The organism is Streptomyces sp. BR1 (assembly GCF_052373795.1).
Taxonomy (GTDB): domain Bacteria; phylum Actinomycetota; class Actinomycetes; order Streptomycetales; family Streptomycetaceae; genus Streptomyces.
The window spans coordinates 223,558-240,712 of record NZ_CM126252.1 but is presented as its reverse complement, the minus strand read 5'-3'; the positions used below and the strand labels follow the sequence as shown (position 1 = coordinate 240,712).

The following is a 17,155-nucleotide window of genomic DNA, read 5'->3' as shown; positions in this document are numbered from 1 at the left end:
ACGGCCTTCTCCGCATCGAAGTTCCGCTCCCCGAACGGAAGTTCCTCGGAATTCCGCAGAACCGTTCCCCTTCACGCAGAACCGTTTCCCGTAAATGAGGCGATCCGTGCGCATACCCCGCAAGGCCCCGGGCGCCGTCCCCCGGCCGCTTCCACCGTCACCCGCCCGCGGCCGACGTGCGCATGCCGGCCCGCCCGCCGCCGAGGAATATTCGGCCGCCGAGCGCTCCGGCGCCGACGAACATTTCGCTGGGACGGACCGGTCCGAAGGGGTCGGGGTGTATGAGCGTGGAGTGAGCCCAGCGGTGGATGGCGGGTCCTGGTCTGGGCCCGGGACCGGGGCGGTCAGGTTCGGGCCCGGCGCCTGGCTGAGGGGACGGCTGAAGCCGACGACGGTCCGGGCAAAAATCGTTTCTCTGCTGATGGTTCCGGTCGTCTCGCTGCTTGCCCTCTGGGGATTCGCCACCGTCACGACCGCGCAGGACGTCTCCGCACTGCGTGAGGTTCGCCGCGTCGACGAGCAGGTCCGCACGCCGGTGGCCGCCGCCATCACGGAACTGCAGGCCGAACGGCGAGCCGCGGTCCGGTACTTGGCTGCACCCGCCGACGACCGCTCGGCCGCGCTGGCCCAGCAGGCCAAGCGGACGGACGCTGCGATCGGGCGACTCCGACTGGGGGAGAGGAACACCGTCGCCGACTCCGGGGACCTGCCGGGTGATGCGGCCGGTCGACTGCGGCAGTTCGTCGCCCGGGCCCAGCGTCTGTCGGTTCTCCGGACCGACATCGTGGATCGCCGAGCGAACTGGGACACCACATATCAGCAGTACACCGACACCATCACCTCGGCCTTCGACGTCACCGGAGCCCTCACCGGTATCCAGGATGCGGAACTCGGCTCCGACGCGCGCGTGGTGTACGAGTTCGCCCGCGCCGGCGAAATGCTCGCCCGTGAAGACGCGTTACTCACCTCCGCCCAGCTGACCCGCGTATTCACCGCTGCCCATCACGCCAGGTTCACCGGTGCGGTCGACTCCCGCCGCACCCTCACCGACGCGGCCACCACCGACCTGAGCGGCGCCGAACAAGCGGCATGGCACACCCTCGGCAAGCAGCCCGCCTACGCCGCGCTCCATACGTCCGAGGACAAGGTGCTGGCCGCCGCACCCGGTCACGATGCGGCCCAGGTTGTTGCGGAGCCGTCGTGGGAGGACGCGCTCGGCACTGTCCAGAAGGGCATGCGCGACATCGAGAGCGGCGCCGCGCGCGATGTCGTCGGCCGCGCCGACCCGATCGCGCGAGGCCTCATCACCCCAGCCGGCGCGGCCGTACTCTTCGGCCTCGTCGCAGTCGCCGCCTCTCTTGTCATCTCCGTACGCATCGGCCGGGGTCTGGTCGTCGAGCTCGTCAGTCTCCGCAATACCGCCCTGGAGATCGCCCGCCGCAAACTGCCCGCTGCCATGGGCCGGTTGAGGGCGGGGGAGGATCTCGACGTCGAGTCCGAGGCGCCCCGAGGGCCGGTGCCCGAGGATGAGATCGGGCAGGTCGGGGAGGCACTCGGCACCGTCCACCGGGCCGCCCTTGCCGCTGCTGTGGAGCGCGCCGAACTGGCGAGCGGCATCTCCGGAGTCTTCGTCAACCTGGCCCGGCGCAGTCAGGTGCTCGTCCATCGCCAGCTCAATCTGCTCGACAGCATGGAGCGTCGCGCCGAGGATCCGGGCGAGCTGGGCGATCTGTTCCGGCTCGACCATCTCACCACCCGGATGCGCCGCCATGCCGAAAGCCTGATCATCCTGTCCGGCGCTGCTCCCGGCCGGGCGTGGAGCGTTCCGGTTCCGCTCACCAGCGTCGTACGGGCGGCGGTCTCCGAAGTCGAGGACTACGCGCGCGTAGAGGTGCGCCAACTTCCGGAGGCGGCGGTCACCGGAGGAGCCGTCGCCGACCTCACCCACTTGCTCGCCGAACTGGTCGAGAACGCCGCCCAGTTCTCGCCACCGCACACCAAGGTGCGCGTCAGCGGCGAGCCGGTGGGCAACGGCTACGCCCTGGAGATCGAAGACCGGGGACTGGGCATGGGCAGGGAAAGCCTTGACGAGGCCAACCACCGGATTGAGCACTCCGAAGCGGTCCACCTCTTCGACACCGACCGGCTCGGCCTCTTCGTCGTCAGCCGACTCGCGGCGCGACACGGCATCAAGGTCCACTTGCGAACCTCGCCGTACGGTGGCACGACCGCGGTTGTCCTCCTGCCGACAGGGCTGTTGGACCGCGCCATCACCGTCGCCGCACAGCAGGCCGTGCATATGGCGCACCACACCGCCGGACACGGTGACCGCAATGCTGTCGCTGGGGGCGACCCCCGGTCGTCATCTGCCCAGCACAACCACCAAGCGGCGCTCACGGTGATGAGGGAAGACCTCGCGCCAGGACTCACCGACACGCCCGCCATCCCCACACCCACCCCGGCGCGTCCGACTTTGGTTGCCCAGCCCGATACGGCCTCTACGCGCGCGACGCCACCGCCCGTGGTGCCAACGACACCATCACCCGGTGTCGCCACCCTCCGCCAACGGGCCCGTACGGTCGCCCCCGACAGCGGCCGCGGCGAAGGACTCCCGCGCCGCGTACGCCAGGCGAGCCTCGCCCCCCAACTGCGCGAAGCCCCTACCGAGGAACCCCCGATGGCCGAAGCCGACATACGCACTCCGGAACTGGTCCGGGACCGTATGACCGCGTACATGGGCGGCTGGGCCCGCGGCGGCGCAGCCCGCGTCACCGCGGCCGCCCGCGGCACGTCCCCCGTCGACAGCGCCTCTATAGACGACGACACGAGCGAAGGAGACCACGCATGATGGACCACCAGGGGCTCGACTTCCCACACCGCGCCGGGGAACTCGACTGGCTGCTCGACGACCTGGTCGTGCGGGTCGGCGAGGTCCGGCACGCCGTCGTGCTCTCCAATGACGGGCTCGCCGTCGGCGCGTCCAGCCACCTCAGTCGCGAGGACGCCGAGCATCTCGCCGCCGTCGCCTCCGGGTTCCACAGCCTCGCCAAGGGTGCTGGACGCCACTTCCGCACCGGAGGTGTGCGCCAGACGATGGTGGAGATGGACGAAGGCTTCCTCTTCGTAGCGGCTGCCGGGGACGGCTCGTGCCTCGCCGTGCTGACCGCGCTCACGTCGGACATCGGGCTAATTGCGTACGAGATGGCCCGCCTCGTGAAGCGCGTCGGCGAGCACCTTCACACGCCACCCCGGCACACCATGCGGCCGCCGGCCGCTGGATGACCGAGAGACAAGGGCGCCCCATCCCATGACCGACGACCAGGCAGACGCTCCGAAACCAGTAGGGAGCCGCTGGTACGACGCCGACGCGGGCCCGTTGGTGCGTCCGTACGCCATGACCGGCGGGCGCACCGAACCTGCCGTCGGCGGTCTCCGGCTTGATCTCATCGCCCTCGTCTCCATGGCAGTCGACGCGTCAGGCGTCGCCGAGGAGTCCTTGCTGGGGCCTGAACACCGTTCCCTGCTCACTCTGTGCCGGACGGAAACCCAGTCCGTCGCCGAGCTCGCAGCCGACGCGGACCTGCCGGTCGGGGTCGTCCGCGTCCTCATCGGCGACCTCCTGGAAGCCGGTCACATCACCGTGCGGCGTCCCGTGCCACCGGCCCTGCTACCCGACGAGAAGATCCTGAGAGAAGTGATCGATGGCCTCCGAGCACTCTGACCCCACCCCCGCCCTCGCGTTGAAAATACTGGTCGCGGGCGGATTCGGGGTCGGCAAGACCACCCTCGTCGGAGCGGTCAGTGAAATCCGGCCGCTGCGCACCGAAGAAATCCTCAGCGAAGCGGGCGAATCAGTCGACGACACAGGCGGCGTCGACCACAAGAGGACCACCACCGTGGCGATGGACTTCGGGCGGATCACCATCCGCTCGGGGCTGTCCCTCTACCTGTTCGGCACTCCAGGACAGGACCGCTTCTGGTTCCTGTGGGACGAGCTCTCGCAGGGAGCACTCGGTGCGGTCGTTCTGGCCGACACTCGCCGACTGGAGGATTGCTTCCCCGCCGTCGACTACTTCGAGCACCGGCGCATCCCGTTCGTCGTCGCCGTCAACTGCTTCGCCGGTGCGCGCACCTTCGGCGCCCACGAGGTCTCCCAGGCCCTCGACCTGGACCGAGGCACCCCCGTCGTGCTGTGCGACGCCCGCGACCGCGACTCGGGAAAGGAGGTCCTGATCCGGCTCGTCGAGTACGCCGGACGCGTCCACACCGCCCGACTCCTGGATTCCGTCGGGTAACCGATGCCTTTTCCGCCCCGGAGACCTGCTTGCCCCTGCGCGTCCCTTGGGTAAGGCTTGCCGCAGACCTGGGGGAAACGGGGTACACATGAGCGGGGTGAGGCCGTGATGGCACTGAACAAGGAACTCGACTGGCTGCTCGACGACCTGACCAAGAGGGTCGAGCACGTACGGCACGCCATCGTCCTGTCCAACGACGGTCTGGTCACCGGAGCCAGCGCCGACCTGCCCCGTGAGGACGCAGAGCATCTTGCCGCTGTGTCCTCCGGGCTGCACAGCCTGGCCAAGGGGTCCGGGCGCCATTTCGGGTCCGGTCATGTGCGTCAGACGATGGTCGAGTTCGACGAGGCGGTCCTCTTCGTCACGGCCGCGGGGGACGGCAGCTGCCTGTGCGTGCTGGGTACGGCCGAGGCCGACATCGGCCAGATCGCGTACGAGATGACGCTCCTGGTCAACCGGGTCGGCGAGCACCTCGGCGTCTCGGCCCGACGCCCAGGCCCGCCCATATCCGGCCTCTGACCAGCGGGTTTTCGAGCAGCACGGAACGGCCGACGGGAGTTATCCACAGGCCAAGCGAGATGTCCGCACGGAGGGTTACGGTCGTCACCGAGAGTATTCGCACTCACGGGGGAGGACCTCATGATCACAGACTTCATGGCCGCAGCGGACGCGGCCGAAGCGAGCGGCAGGACGCTGGCCTTGGGCCGCGCCGCGCAGCAACTGGAGCTGAAGCGGGGTGAATTCGACCTGGCCGTGCAGCTCGGCCATGTCCGCACCGTGCGGGAAGACCTGAGCGCGCGACCTCGGGTCGCCGTTGAGGAAATCGAGCGGATCCGTTCGGCCGAAGGGTTCCCGGACGCCCTGCGCGAGCGGGTCCGTGTGGTGGGTACGACGGAGGCGTCCCAGCTGCTCGACATCGCCACCCACCGCTTCACCCGTCTCGCGCGCGCCGGCCACTTCACACCGGTCAAGTGCTATCTGAACCGCTACCGGGCAGTGGTCTGGCTCTATCTCGCCGAAGAACTGACCGACATGGCCCTGCGGTATCCGTCGCTGCTCTCCGACCGACGGCTGCCGAAGGAACTGCTGGGCCGACTGGAGACGGGAGAGGACCGACGCCCGCGCAACTGGCGCGCGCGCCGCGCCTCGATGCTGCTGCGGCAGACAGAAGATCCCTGGGAGCGGGCGGCGGGTATCGCCACCGCACTGGACGCCGCGCATCTGGCGGAGATCGTGAGCGATCCGTACGAGCGGGCGTATCTGGCCCGGTTGCGGCCCGAGCCGACACGGGTCGGACCGGACTCGCCGGCCGCCCGGGAGATCATCGAGCGGCTCCAACTGGCCCAGGATCCGGATGAGGTCCTGTGGTACCGGATGGATCTCGCACGCACCCTCGAAGTCGCTCGCTCGACCCGTCCGGCACCCCGGCCGGACTGGGAGCGTAAACCGTTCCAGGCAGCGGCGCTTCCGTCTTCCGCGGTTGCGGATTCCGTCCCCGCAGCCTCAGTTCCTGAACCCGTGGTCGCGTTTCCCGCACCCGCACCCGCCGTTCCGGGCCCGACGCCTGCGCTTCCCATCCCCACAGCCGCAATGGCTGACCCTGTGGTCGGGGCTCCCGCACCCACACCCGCCCCTGCCGTTCCCGAACCCGCGGTCGCGATTCCCGCCGTCCCGCCGCTCACTGCTCACCAGCCTGCCCCGGTCCTGTTCCCGAGGCCCCAACAGGTGGAGCCCGTGGCTGGCCGGGGAAGGCTCCGGCGCGGGCTGGCGCGCATCAGGCGCCCCAGGACGACCGCTCGTACGACGACAACGACCGCACCCTGATCCCGGCGGCGATGAGAGTGCGACGCTTCATGCGCCGGATCGCGGCGGCGATGTCAGTTCTGCAGCGAATGCTGCGCGGTGGCGGGCGGCCTGCCCCGTCGCCCGCGCCGTCGCCCTCGTGTCCGGTCCCTCTGCGGCCACAGCAGTACGTACGCGGTGGAGACCACCACGAAGGCGAGCCGTATCAGTCCCTTCGTGGAGTCGTCCGGGATGACGAAGACAGTGCCGTAGAGGGAGATCAACGCGAGCCAGCTCCACCACGGCACAAGCCGACGCTGCCCGATGACGTCCCAGAGCAACGTGCCCAGCAGAACCGACGCCGTGTAGTACGTGTAGACACTCGGGTCGAGAACGATCCGGGCGTTGGCGCCGAGCAGCACCACGGCCGCCCAGCGCTTGCGCCAGACCGCGATCCCGCCGAGTGCCAGACTCAGCGCGGCCTGGGCGGGCCGGTCCCAGCCGGGTGTCTCGGCATCCCCGACACCGAGCCAGCGCAACGCCGACGCGGGTTGGTTGGGTATGGCGAACCCGGTCGCCGCGAAACTGCCCGAGTTGCCTATGAAGAACGGCAGCCAGGCCACGGCGATCAGCCCCGCGCACCACAGCCCGGCGCGCAGCCACGACTGCCTGGGCAGCGCGAACAGCAGCATGGCGAAGCCAAGGGCCGTCGGCTTGGAGTCCACGGCGAGTGCCAGCCAGATGCCGGTGCCGACCGCGTTGCCCCGGGTGACCGCGCGCACGGCGAGGGTGGTGAAGAACAGCGCCAGCACATCGTCGAGGTGGCCGAACCGGACCGAGACCTCGATCCACATCGGGATGAAGGCAAGCCCTGCGATCAGGACTCGCTGGCGCAGCCGCTGATGGTTGGTGCCAGTGCCCAGGAAGTGCCAGGCGGCGCTGCGGCCGACCAGCACCACGATCACCAGACCGAGCACCGACATCAAGGCGGCGGCGAGGAACTGGCCGGTCGATTCATGGAACGGGTTGAACAACCCGGCGACGAGGAAGCTGATCGGCCCCATCTGGAGCTCGGGGTGGTGCGCGTAGAGGTTGAGGCCACCGGTGCCGTCGCCGGATGGCCCCTGGTAGATCAGCTCCCCGCCGGTGCGCAGATAGTGCCAGGAGAACCCACCGTTCGGCTCCACCACGACGAACCAGAGGGCGGTCCACGCGGTGAGCAGCACGAGGTGCATCCGCTGACTGATGACCGGCACGTGTGTTCAGCTCCTGATTCCCCGCCGGGTGCGTCGACTGCTCTCAGGGGCCTGCGGAGCCCAACAGTGAAGACGGGAGTCTGGAGTGACTCGTTCATCCAGAAGAGAATTTGTGCTTCCGCCCACACCCGAAGGGTGACGAATGGGTCAGTCGGCGCTGATGACACCGGCGAGGGTAGGTGTGCCGTGTGTACGGATTGCGAACGGCCGGTGATCGCCGGAAAGCAAGACTCCGGGGTCACGACCTACTCGGTGTCCGCTCGCTCCTTCTCCGTCCTATCTGTCGCGCATATCGCGTCTACCGCGCTACTTCGTACGCCGTTGAGCCTGCCCTCCGTCCCGCCGTCGCCAGCAATGCGACACCTGCCAGGGTCCCGGTCACGAGGACCCCCGCAGCGGTCCACGCCGCGTACCGCACGGCGTCGGTGAAGGCCTCGCCTGGGGTCGTGGTGCCTCCTGCGAGGCGGTCCGTGAAGCGGGAGGTCATCAGGGTGCCCAGGATGCTGGTGCCCAGGACCGCGCCGACCTGGCGGGCGGCGTTGACCGTGCCGCTCGCCTCGCCCTCGCGGCCGCGCGGCACATGGCTGACGCCGAGCGCGGTGGAGGGGGCGTTGGCCAGGCCGCACCCGAGGCCGAAGACGACAAGGGCTGGGGCGTACCCGGTGAAGGTGTCGCCCGGCTCGACGCTGGCGAAGAGCCCGGCGCCGAGGGCGGCCAGGAGCAACCCCGCGACGATCAGCGGCCGTGGCCCCCACTTCCGTATGAGAAGGCCCGACGCCACCGACGCGGCGATGAACGTGACGAATTCGGCGAGGAGCTGGACGCCGACCTCCAACGCACTGAGTCCCCGCACCCGCTGGAGCCAGAGCACCTGCAGAAGGGAGATACCGACGAAGCCGAACAGTACCGTCGCGGCGAGCAGCAAGGAGGCGCTGTACGAGGGGTCGCGCATCAGGCGTAGGTCGACCATGGGGTGATCGCGGCGCAGTTCGACGGTTACGAAGGCGCCGAGCAGCACCATGGCTCCGGCGAGAGAGGAGAGGGCGCGGGCGGAGCCATAGCCGTGGTGGCCGCCGTCGATCAACCAGTAGATGAGCAGAGCGAGTCCGGCCGTGCCGAGCACCTGCCCGGCCCAGTCGGGGCGGCCGCCGGGGACGCGGGACTCCGTCACACGCGTCAGTGCGACGAGGACGGCGAGCGCGCCGAGCACGAGGTTCAGCCAGAACGCTGCGTGCCAGGTCCACCACCGCAGCGCCAGCCCTGCCGTGACCGGGCCGATGGCCAGACCGAGCCCCGACGCGGCCGCCCAGGCGGAGATCGCTCCGGCGCGGCGGCGCGGGTCGGGGAATGCATGACTCACCAGAGCGAGTGAGCTCGGCGTGATCAGCGCGCCGCCCAAGCCCGCCAGCGCCTGGCCGACGAGGACGGTCGACAAGCCGGTGGAGAAGACCAGGACCACCCCGCCCGCGCCCATCGTCACGGCTCCGGCGACGAAGATTCGCCGGCGTCCCCAGCGGTCCGAGAGGGCGCCCGCACCGAGAACGAAGGAGGCAACGACGAGTGTGTACATGCTGGGCACCCAGACCAGGTCGGCGGGCGCGATACCCAAGTCGTCCTGGACGGCGCTGAGAGTACCGATGGTCTGGGTGGTCTGCAGGAAGACGGTGAACAGGCCGAGGCAGGCGGCGACCAGTACGGCCCGGGGGCTGGCCGTCGGGCGGAGTTCAGTGCGCGCCATGCGGCACCCCCGAGAGGGCGGCCTTGACCTGGCGGGTGATCTCGTCGGCGAGTACTTCCTCGTGGCCCGCCTCGACCGCGTCAAGCACCTGGTGGGCTACGTCGGCGGGGCTCGTCTTCGGGTGGTCGACGTCGGCTGCCATGTCGGTGTCGAGGAAGGCCGCGTGCACCGCGATGGTCAACGTGCCCTGCGGGCGCAGCTCTTCGCGTATTGCGTTGGTCATCGACAGGGCGGCTGCCTTGGAGACTCCGTACGAGCCGATCTGGGGGAGGGTGTGCCAGGAGAGCACGGAGAGCATGTTGACGAGGGCGCCGCCGCCGTTGCGGGCGAGTACGGGGGCGAAGGCGCGGCACATCGCGAGGGTGCCGAAGAGGTTGGTCTCCAGCTCGGCTCTCGCGCCGTCGAGTGAGTCGGATCCGATCAGGTAACTGCCGTTCAGGATCCCGGCGTTGTTGATGAGGAGGGAGGTGTTGGAGCAGAGTTCGGCGGCTGCGGCGACCTGAGCCGGGTCGGTGACGTCGAGTGCGACGGGGATGAGGCCCGGGTCGGTCACCGTGCGTGGATCGCGCGCCGCCGCGTAGACGGTTTTCGCGCCCCGCTCCAGCAGGGCGAGCGCGAAGGCGCGGCCCAGACCTCGATTGGCGCCGGTCACCAGCGCCGTGGTGTTGCGCATGCGCGCCTTCTTTCACGTTGTCGGAGGCGCGTGCGCCCCGTCATGAGTGAGTAGGAAATCTGGACTCACCATAGCCGAGTGGGTTGGATATTCAAATGGACTCGGGAAGGGGGTGTTGGGGTTAGATCGTGGGCTCGACTTCGAGGTGGCGGTGGCGGCGTGCGCCTCGGTATTCAAGTGCCTCCCAGCCGAGTGGCCGGAGCGCGTCCGTGCACCGCCGCAGTGCCTCGGCCTCGTCCTGGGCGGCGCCGCTTCCAGTCGGGCCCAGCCATTCCACGATGACGACTTGGGGTCGGTCCGCCGAGGTGACGCGGTAGCCGGTTGCGGTGCGTCGGCCGGTGGTGTCGATGGCGGAGGGTGGGATTCCGGCGGCCTCCAAAGTCAGCGCCACGGCCCGCACCATCTGGTTGCGCTCCCAGGCGGCGGGCACGGAGAGCGGGTCGGGGTGGTCGGTGTTCATCAGGCGGCGGATCTGTCGCAGTCCCTCGAACGCCACCCGTACCGCGGCCTCACGCTGGGCGGTCGGTTCCGTCGTCGCCACCTCGTCGCCCGTCGCCGCCTCGAAGGGGTACGTCCGTTCACCGTGCTCGTTGGGCGGCGCCACCGTGATTCCTTCCGTGCGGTGATCGGGGTGTCAAGTGTCGCCGACTGGGTGGCTGGGGTGTGGGGGAGTTTGGGGTGCTCGGGTTTCCTGCCTGTTCCGACTCCCGCTCGTCGCGGCCGCTGTGGACCGCCATTGCCTGTCGGTGTCGTCATTCGTGAGTAAGGTTTGCTCCATGTGAGACAATTTTGTATCATGTGAGGCATGAAAGGATCGTCATGCTGAGAGATGAAGAGCTGCTCGACGCGGCGGCGCGGGTGCTTGCGGACAATCGCGGGGCCTCGCTGGTCCAGGTCGCCACCGGGATTGGCATCAGCCGCGCGACGCTGAGCAGGCGCTATCCGACGCGGGAAGCGTTGATCAGGGCCGTCGCGGCGCGTGCCATCGAGGTCATCGACGAGCGGCTGGCCGAGACCGATCTGCCTGACGACGCCGACGCGGTGGCCTTCGACGCGTCACTCGAACGGCTGATCGCCGACCTCACGCCCGCTGTCGATCTGTACGGGTTCACGGCCCACGACGGCCTTGTGCTCGGCGACCCGGTCTTCCGGGCCGGGCTTGAGCGGCACGACCAGCGGGCACTTCGCTTCGTGACCCTCGGGCAGCGGCTCGGGCGGCTTCGCAGTGATCTGCCGCCGTACTGGATCTGGTACATGCTGTGGGGGCTGCTCGACGCGGCCGCCGAGGGTGTCCGTGACGGGCACCTCGGACACCGCGAGATCCGCCGCCTGGTCGGCACAGTGTTCCGCCATGGCGCGGAACCCCCGGACGCCTCGCCCTGACGATCGCGTCCACCTCGCTCGTACCGGCTGACGCCACGGCGTACAGGCCGGCACGGCACCTCGAACAGCTCCGAACGGAACACCCATGCAAGCCCCTGTCTCCCGGCCCGCTACTGCCGACCTCACCGAGCGCCTGGATCCCCGGCGTTGGATCGTTCTGGCGATCCTCTCCGGGAGCCTTCTGCTGATCGCGATGGACACCACGATCCTCAACGTGGCGTTCCCGTCGCTCGTCGCCGACCTTCAGCCCGGCTCGGTCGAGCAGCTGTGGATCATCGATGTCTATGCCCTCGCCCTCTCCGGGCTCCTCGTCACCGCGGGTGGTCTCGGTGACCGCTGGGGACGTAAGCGTCTGCTGCTGCTCGGCTTCGCGATATTCGCGCTGGCCTCGCTGCTCGCGGTGTTCGCCACCGCGGCCTGGCATGTCATCGGGGCGCGGGCCCTGCTCGGTGTCGGCGGCGCCGCGATCATGCCGTCCACGTTGTCGATCCTGCGGGATGTGTTCACGGACGCGCGCGAGCGGGCGTTCGCGTACGCCGTGTGGGCGGCGGTGCTCGGTGGCGGGATGGCGCTCGGCCCGATCATCGGTGGTCTGCTCGTTCAGGACCACGGTTGGCAGTCGGCCTTTCTGCTCAACATCCCTGTTGCCGCGCTGGTGATCGGCTTCGGGGTGTGGTTCCTGCCGGAATCGCGTTCGGCGCGGAGCGGTAAGTGGGACTGGTGGGGTGTGGGGCAGTCGATCGTCGGCATGCTCGCTCTCGCGGGCGGTATCAAGCAGCTAGGCAAGAGCGGTGTCACCGACCCGATGCCGTGGGTCCTGCTGGGGATCGCAGCGGTCGCGCTGACTGTGTTCGTACGCCGTCAGTTGCGCCTGCCTGTTCCGCTGCTCCAGGTGCGGCTGTTCACCAACCGGGCCTTCAGCATCGCCGCCACCGCCATTTTCCTCGGGATGGTCGGTATGGGTGCGGTGTTGTTCCTGGTGACGCAGTGGTTCCAGTATGCCCAGGGGTATACGCCGTTGCAGGCCGGGTTGCGGCTGCTGCCCGCGCCGCTGGGGCTGATTGTCACGTCGATGGTCACGCCCACGCTGATGCAGCGCTTTCCGATCCGGCATGTCATGGGAGCCGGGCTCGTCGCGATGGCGGTCGGGCTCGCGCTGCCGTGGGTCGTGCAGCGGTTCGCGGAGGTCGGGTACCCGGCGTTCGGTGTTGCCCTGGCGGTGCTGGGCCTGGGGGTTGGCGTGGCGACCACGGTTGCGTCCGTGACCCTGATGGCCGCGGCTCCGGCGAGTGATGTCGGTGGTGCGGCGGCGATCGAGGAGACGTGTTACGAGCTGGGTGCCGCGATGGGTGTGGCCATTCTGGGTAGCCTCGCGACCGCGCTGTACACGGCCAACCTGCCGTCGGTGGGGCTGGATGGGGCGGAGGTCGGCAAGGTGCGTGACTCCGTGGGTGAGGCGGCGCATGTGGCCGAGGGGATAGGTGGGTCGGCTGGGAAGGAGCTGCTCGATGTTGTGTCGCATGCGTACAGCACGGCGATCACGCCCGCGTTCCTGGTCGCTGCGGGGCTGGTGGTCGCGGCCGCCGTGATGGTCTGGGCGTGGATTCCGCGGGATCTGCGGCCGACTGAGAATGCGCACTGAGTGAGCCCCCCACCCCGCCCGTTCCCTTAACCCTCCGGGGGTTGGTGGGGGTTGGTGGGGGTTGAGGTGGGGGGAGGGGGAGTTTTCCCGGGGCTCCGCCCCGGACCCCGGCGGGGGCTGCGCCCCCTGTACCCCGCTGCGGGGCTCCGCCCCTGCACCCCGAATCCTGGCTGAGGTTGCGCCCCTGCGCCCCGCCACGGAGCTTCACCCTTGTGCCCCGGACGCCGGCTGGGGTGGGTGGGCAGCGGGGCCTACGGCCCCCGCACCCCCTACGGGGGTCCGCCCGCAATGAACAGGCCGCCCAGCGCGCGCAGTTCGGCCTCTCCAGCCACCGTCACTCCCCGAACCCCTCCCGAACGCCGTTGAGCTTCGCCGGGTTTACCTGGAGGCGTAGGCGGTGGATTTGGTTGTTGAGTAGGTCGAAGGTGAGGGCGCCCAGGGGATGGCCGGACAGGGTGAAGAGGACTCCCTGTTCGCCGTTTATGGATGCCGGGTGGATTTTCAGGGAGGCCTGGCCCGGTTTGGCCAGGACGCCCAGGATCCAGCGGGCGACGTGGCTCGGGGTGTGCAGGGGCTTGCGGGCGGCGGTGACCTTGCCGCCGCCGTCGGACCAGGCGATGACGTCGGGGGCGAGCAGTTCCATCATGGCGTTGAGGTCGCCGCCCTGGCAGGCGGCGATGAAGCTGCGGGTGACCGTGTCGCGCCGGGCCGGGTCGGCGTCGTAGCGGGGGCGGCGCGCCTGGACGTGCTGACGTGCGCGGTGGGCGATCTGACGGATCGTCGGCTCCGGGCGTTCGAGGACCTCGGCGATTTCCGCGTGGCTGTAGCCGAAGACTTCGCGTAGAAGAAAGACGGCTCGTTCTACCGGGTTCAGGGTTTCCAGTACTACCAGCATCGCCATGGAGACGGTGTCGGCCAACTCCGTCTCCTCGGCGATGTCAGGGGTGGTGAGCCACGGCTCGGGCAGCCAGGGGCCCACGTACGCCTCGCGGGTGACCGCCGCCGAAGTGAGCCGGTTGAGGGCGAGGTTGGTGACCGTGCGCACCAGGTAGGCCTTGGGATGCCGGATGTCGTCGCGGTCGGCGGCGGACCACTTGAGCCAGGCGTCCTGGAGGATGTCCTCCGCGTCGCTGACGCTGCCGAGCATGCGGTACGCGGTGGCGAACAGCAGCCGTCGGTGCTCGGTGAACGGGTCGGGGGTGCCGGGCTCGGCCGTCGGGTGGATCATGGCGGCCAGGGTGTCAGGCACCCAGGTCGCGGGCAAGGGACCGGACGCCCGCCACACTGTCGGGGTGGCTGGACTTCCAGCCCAGCTCCGCCTTGGCCTTGCTGCTGTCGAGCCGCAGGTTCGTGGCCATGACGGTGTGCGCGAGCGGCGCCGCCCTGAGCAGCCACAGCGGGACGCGCAGCGGAGCCGGTGTGCCGAACGCCTCGGCCACCGCACGTACATGGGTGCCGAAGCCGGTCGGCAGATCGTCGGCGATGTTGTACGCCTGGGAGGGGCGGCCACCTTCGACAGCGGCCGCGATCGCGCGGGCCGCGTCGTCCACATCCACCCAGGCCAGCTCACGGCCGTTGTCGGTGACGGCCGGTAGGCTGCGCTTGCGCAGCATGGAGAGCACGGTGGTGTCGGTGACGTCCTTGCCGTAGAAGAGGCCGAACCGCAGGCTGACGGCGTCGATCCCGTCCGCGCCGAAGGCCAGCTCCTCCTTGGCGCGCATCGCGCCGACATGGCGCTCCAGCCAGGCGTTGGTGCCCGCCGGGCCGAACTTCGTGCCGTCCTCGGTGACGGGCCGGTCGCCGTGGTCGCCGTAGCCATAGCCGAACATCATGTTCTCCAGGACGATCCGGCGGGCGCCGGTGGCCCGGGCGGCGGCCAGTAGGTTGGCCGTGCCCCGGCTGCGCAGGGCGTTGGTGCCCGCCATCTCCTTGTGGCGGATCAGCGACATGCCCTGGAGCGCGGTGGCCGCGTGGATCACGACGTCGAACGCCATGCCGTCCACCGCCCGCAGCACCGCGTCCCCGTCCAGCAGGTCCGCCCGTACCGTGTTCGAGGCGCCGCGCCCGAGTCCGGCCACCTCGTGTCCGGCGGCGGTCAGCTCCCGTACGGTCTTCCGCCCCAGCACACCGCTCGCCCCTGCCAGCAGAATCCTCATCGCCGTGCTCCCTGCGTCGTCTCGTTGTCGTGGTGGCGCGCATAGGACAAGAGAGGACGGCAGGACGTGACAGGCAGAAGAGTGACCCGCGTCACGACGCCGTCAGGAGCTCCACTCCGATCTTGTCGGTGGTCTCCGCGTCGCCGCTGAGCCGGTGCACCACGACCCAGCGGCCGTCCGGCAGGGCGCCCGCGAAGACGGAGGCGTCCTTGGTGGCGCCGTTGTGCCAGAGCAGGCCGCCGGCGCGCTGCCAGGAGGGAGCCGGGTCGCCCAGTCGCCGCTCGACCAGGAGTGACGTGACCAGCCGGGCGGTCGCGTGGGAGGTCGCCCACAGGCCGCCGGCCGGGAGTATCGCGCCGGTCATGGTCCATGGCGTGACCGGGCGGCCGAAGAGTCCGCGGGCGACCAGCCGTCGGTCGTGCGGGGGAGAGGAGGTGACGTCGGCGATGCTGAGCGCGTCGAGGACGTACCGGCCGAGGAGTTCTTCGTACGGCGCACCGCCCGCCACCGCGAGCGCCGAACCGAGCACCGCGTAGCCGAAGTTGGAGTACTCCTCGCGCTCGCCCGGGCGGGCTGTCGTCAGCGAGTCGAGGCGGCGGAGCAGGCTGTCGAGGGCCGGGGCGTCGAAGGGGGCGTAAGGGTCCCGGAAGCGGCGCAGTCCCGGAGGCAGCCGGGGCAGGCCGGAGGTGTGTTCGGCGAGGTGGCGCAGGGTGATGCCGGTGCCTGGCGGTACGGGCAGGAAGCGTTCGAGGGGGTCGTCGAGGGCGAGCGCGCCCTCTGCGGCGAGGCTGACCAGGAGCGTGCCCGTGAGGGGCTTGGTCAACGAACCTATCTGGACGAACAGTCGGGGGTCGTGACCGTTCTCGATCCGCAGTGGGGCGGATTCGCTGAGGACGCAGAGCGGGACGGAAGCCATCGTCCCATGATCACCGACGCCGGATCGCGGGCTGCGGCGGGGACCACCGCCAGACATTGCGGGCCCTCATCTCACCGGGCCCGCCCCCAAGTTGCCGAAGGAGCGGGCCCCGTGCCTTCCGGACGTGTCAGCCTCGCGGCAGCGTCAGGCCCTGGACCTGGGGAAGCGCGGTCCAGTCGTTGGAGGCGATGGTCGCGTGGGACTTGGCGAGCAGGGCGATACGGGCCTGGGCGTCGGCCGGGGACGGGTTCTTGTCGTCGAGGGCCGGTGCGACCTTGTGCGCGTCGGTCATCACCAGCAGATAGTGCCGGGCGTCGTACCACGCGGTGTCGATCGAACCGTTGAGATACGTGGTGGCGTCACCGTCGAAGATGACGAACCACGGGCGGAGCGAGGCATCCGCGTAGCGGGTGCGCGGGTCGCCGGTCTGGGCGTTGTGGACGGCGGGGAAGACCTGCGCCTGGGCCGTGCGCCCGGCGGTGTGCAGATCGCGCAGATAGGTCGCGTACTCCTTGTCGGTCCACAGTGTGTCGGTCGGATTGTTCTCCTCGACCGTGCCCGGGATGATCTCCAGGATCACCTTTCCGGCGAGCTGCGCGCGCGTGGGCCAGTTTCCGGCGGTGGCCGCCTCGTCGAGCGTCGCGTACTGCCCGCCGCCGGGCTTGGCCAGCAGATCGGCCGGGCGGAAGACGGCGGAGCCGAGGTGGGCGCTGATGGCCTGGTCCAACTGGGCCGGTCCGAGGCCGAAGTGGGCCTGGAAGCCCGCCTTCATCTCCAGCTTGATCATGAGGGGTGCGTGCCCGGGGTGCGCCGCGAGCCAGACGCGTACGTTGTCGAGGCAGCTCTCCAGGTCCTTGTTCGCGCCGCCGGAGTAGAGCTGTGCGGGAGTGCTGGCGTTCACGCAGTTGTTGCTGTTGCCCAAGGGGTTGGAGTGGCTGACCTTCCACTCCTTGGTGATGAAGTCGTCCCACACATCGAGCTCGATCATGGAGGTGCCGGTGTCGAGCGCCTGCGCCAGATACTTGAACGCGGCCGGGTCGTAGGTGTTGTGCAGACCCGATGAGGTGGCGCCGGACAGCGGAAGAGCGTCGGTCCCGGCGGCCTTGGCGGTTCCTGCGGTTCCGGCAGGAGAGGCGGCCTGGCTCCCGGCGGTGCCGACCAGCACGAGACCGGCGGCGAGCGCGCCGGCCAGCGCGGTGCGCAGGGCTACGGGAAATCGGTGTCTGGGCAGCGGTTTTGACACGGGTGTCCTCCTGTGGGGGATGGCTCTTCGCCGGACGGTGACAGCAGAGTGTGAATCGACGAAGTCATGAC

The 17,155-nt window shown here is 69.6% G+C and carries 16 protein-coding genes; 8 read left to right on the top strand and 8 right to left on the bottom strand.

The genetic code is table 11. The features are described from left to right. Positions 1-106 precede the first annotated feature (106 nt). The 6 genes from ACT1U9_RS01060 to ACT1U9_RS01035 all read left to right on the top strand — a co-directional run bounded on the left by ACT1U9_RS01060 (position 107) and on the right by ACT1U9_RS01035 (position 6,119). Positions 107-2,848: a sensor histidine kinase gene (locus tag ACT1U9_RS01060; protein WP_444536459.1), complete on the top strand. Its 2,742-nt coding sequence runs from the start codon at positions 107-109 to the stop codon at positions 2,846-2,848. Beyond that, positions 2,848-3,282 carry a roadblock/LC7 domain-containing protein gene (locus tag ACT1U9_RS01055; protein ID WP_444538970.1) on the top strand — a complete coding sequence of 145 codons (435 nt, stop codon included), beginning with the start codon at positions 2,848-2,850 and terminating at the stop codon, positions 3,280-3,282. Before ACT1U9_RS01060 ends, ACT1U9_RS01055 begins: the two co-directional genes overlap by 1 nt. Positions 3,283-3,307: 25 nt before the next feature. After that, positions 3,308-3,721: a DUF742 domain-containing protein gene (locus ACT1U9_RS01050; RefSeq protein WP_444536458.1), complete on the top strand. Its 414-nt coding sequence runs from the start codon at positions 3,308-3,310 to the stop codon at positions 3,719-3,721. Further along, positions 3,702-4,295: a GTP-binding protein gene (locus tag ACT1U9_RS01045; RefSeq protein WP_444536457.1), complete on the top strand. Its 594-nt coding sequence runs from the start codon at positions 3,702-3,704 to the stop codon at positions 4,293-4,295. The genes ACT1U9_RS01050 and ACT1U9_RS01045 overlap by 20 nt, the downstream gene beginning before the upstream one ends. Before the next feature lie 108 nt (positions 4,296-4,403). Further along, positions 4,404-4,814, top strand: coding sequence for a roadblock/LC7 domain-containing protein (locus tag ACT1U9_RS01040; protein ID WP_444536456.1), 411 nt, complete (start codon positions 4,404-4,406; stop codon positions 4,812-4,814). Positions 4,815-4,934: 120 nt separating this feature from the next. Further along, positions 4,935-6,119: a DUF6397 family protein gene (locus ACT1U9_RS01035; protein WP_444536455.1), complete on the top strand. Its 1,185-nt coding sequence runs from the start codon at positions 4,935-4,937 to the stop codon at positions 6,117-6,119. A gap of 53 nt (positions 6,120-6,172) precedes the next feature. On the opposite strand, the gene ACT1U9_RS01030 is transcribed toward ACT1U9_RS01035, so the two are convergent. The 4 genes from ACT1U9_RS01030 to ACT1U9_RS01015 all read right to left on the bottom strand — a co-directional run bounded on the left by ACT1U9_RS01030 (position 6,173) and on the right by ACT1U9_RS01015 (position 10,348). After that, positions 6,173-7,312 (bottom strand): hypothetical protein, encoded by a 1,140-nt coding sequence (locus ACT1U9_RS01030; RefSeq protein ID WP_444538969.1) that lies wholly within the window; start codon positions 7,310-7,312, stop codon positions 6,173-6,175. A 319-nt stretch (positions 7,313-7,631) separates the two neighbouring features. After that, on the bottom strand, positions 7,632-9,071 hold the full coding sequence (locus ACT1U9_RS01025) for an MFS transporter (protein WP_444536454.1): 1,440 nt from the start codon (positions 9,069-9,071) through the stop codon (positions 7,632-7,634). Further along, on the bottom strand, positions 9,058-9,744 hold the full coding sequence (locus ACT1U9_RS01020; RefSeq protein ID WP_444536453.1) for an SDR family oxidoreductase: 687 nt from the start codon (positions 9,742-9,744) through the stop codon (positions 9,058-9,060). The genes ACT1U9_RS01025 and ACT1U9_RS01020 overlap by 14 nt, the downstream gene beginning before the upstream one ends. A 121-nt stretch (positions 9,745-9,865) precedes the next feature. Continuing rightward, positions 9,866-10,348, bottom strand: a complete 483-nt coding sequence (locus ACT1U9_RS01015) for a hypothetical protein (protein WP_444536452.1) — start codon at positions 10,346-10,348, stop codon at positions 9,866-9,868. A 215-nt stretch (positions 10,349-10,563) separates the two neighbouring features. On the opposite strand from ACT1U9_RS01015, the gene ACT1U9_RS01010 reads away from it, so the two are divergent. Then, positions 10,564-11,127 carry a TetR/AcrR family transcriptional regulator gene (locus tag ACT1U9_RS01010; RefSeq protein WP_444536451.1) on the top strand — a complete coding sequence of 188 codons (564 nt, stop codon included), beginning with the start codon at positions 10,564-10,566 and terminating at the stop codon, positions 11,125-11,127. An 85-nt stretch (positions 11,128-11,212) separates the two neighbouring features. Continuing rightward, a complete protein-coding gene (locus tag ACT1U9_RS01005; RefSeq protein WP_444536450.1) occupies positions 11,213-12,769 on the top strand; it encodes an MFS transporter in 1,557 nt (518 codons plus the stop codon). A 334-nt stretch (positions 12,770-13,103) separates the two neighbouring features. Here ACT1U9_RS01005 and ACT1U9_RS01000 read toward each other — a convergent pair whose 3' ends face one another. The 4 genes from ACT1U9_RS01000 to ACT1U9_RS00985 form a co-directional block, all read right to left on the bottom strand. Further along, positions 13,104-13,997 carry an RNA polymerase sigma-70 factor gene (locus tag ACT1U9_RS01000; protein ID WP_444536449.1) on the bottom strand — a complete coding sequence of 298 codons (894 nt, stop codon included), beginning with the start codon at positions 13,995-13,997 and terminating at the stop codon, positions 13,104-13,106. Between the two features lie 13 nt (positions 13,998-14,010). Beyond that, positions 14,011-14,925 (bottom strand): NAD-dependent epimerase/dehydratase family protein, encoded by a 915-nt coding sequence (locus ACT1U9_RS00995; protein WP_444536448.1) that lies wholly within the window; start codon positions 14,923-14,925, stop codon positions 14,011-14,013. A gap of 91 nt (positions 14,926-15,016) precedes the next feature. After that, complete coding sequence (locus tag ACT1U9_RS00990; protein ID WP_444536447.1) at positions 15,017-15,841, bottom strand: serine hydrolase domain-containing protein; 825 nt, start codon at positions 15,839-15,841, stop codon at positions 15,017-15,019. Between the two features lie 127 nt (positions 15,842-15,968). Further along, positions 15,969-17,084, bottom strand: a complete 1,116-nt coding sequence (locus ACT1U9_RS00985; RefSeq protein WP_444536446.1) for a phosphatidylinositol-specific phospholipase C domain-containing protein — start codon at positions 17,082-17,084, stop codon at positions 15,969-15,971. Positions 17,085-17,155 lie beyond the last annotated feature (71 nt).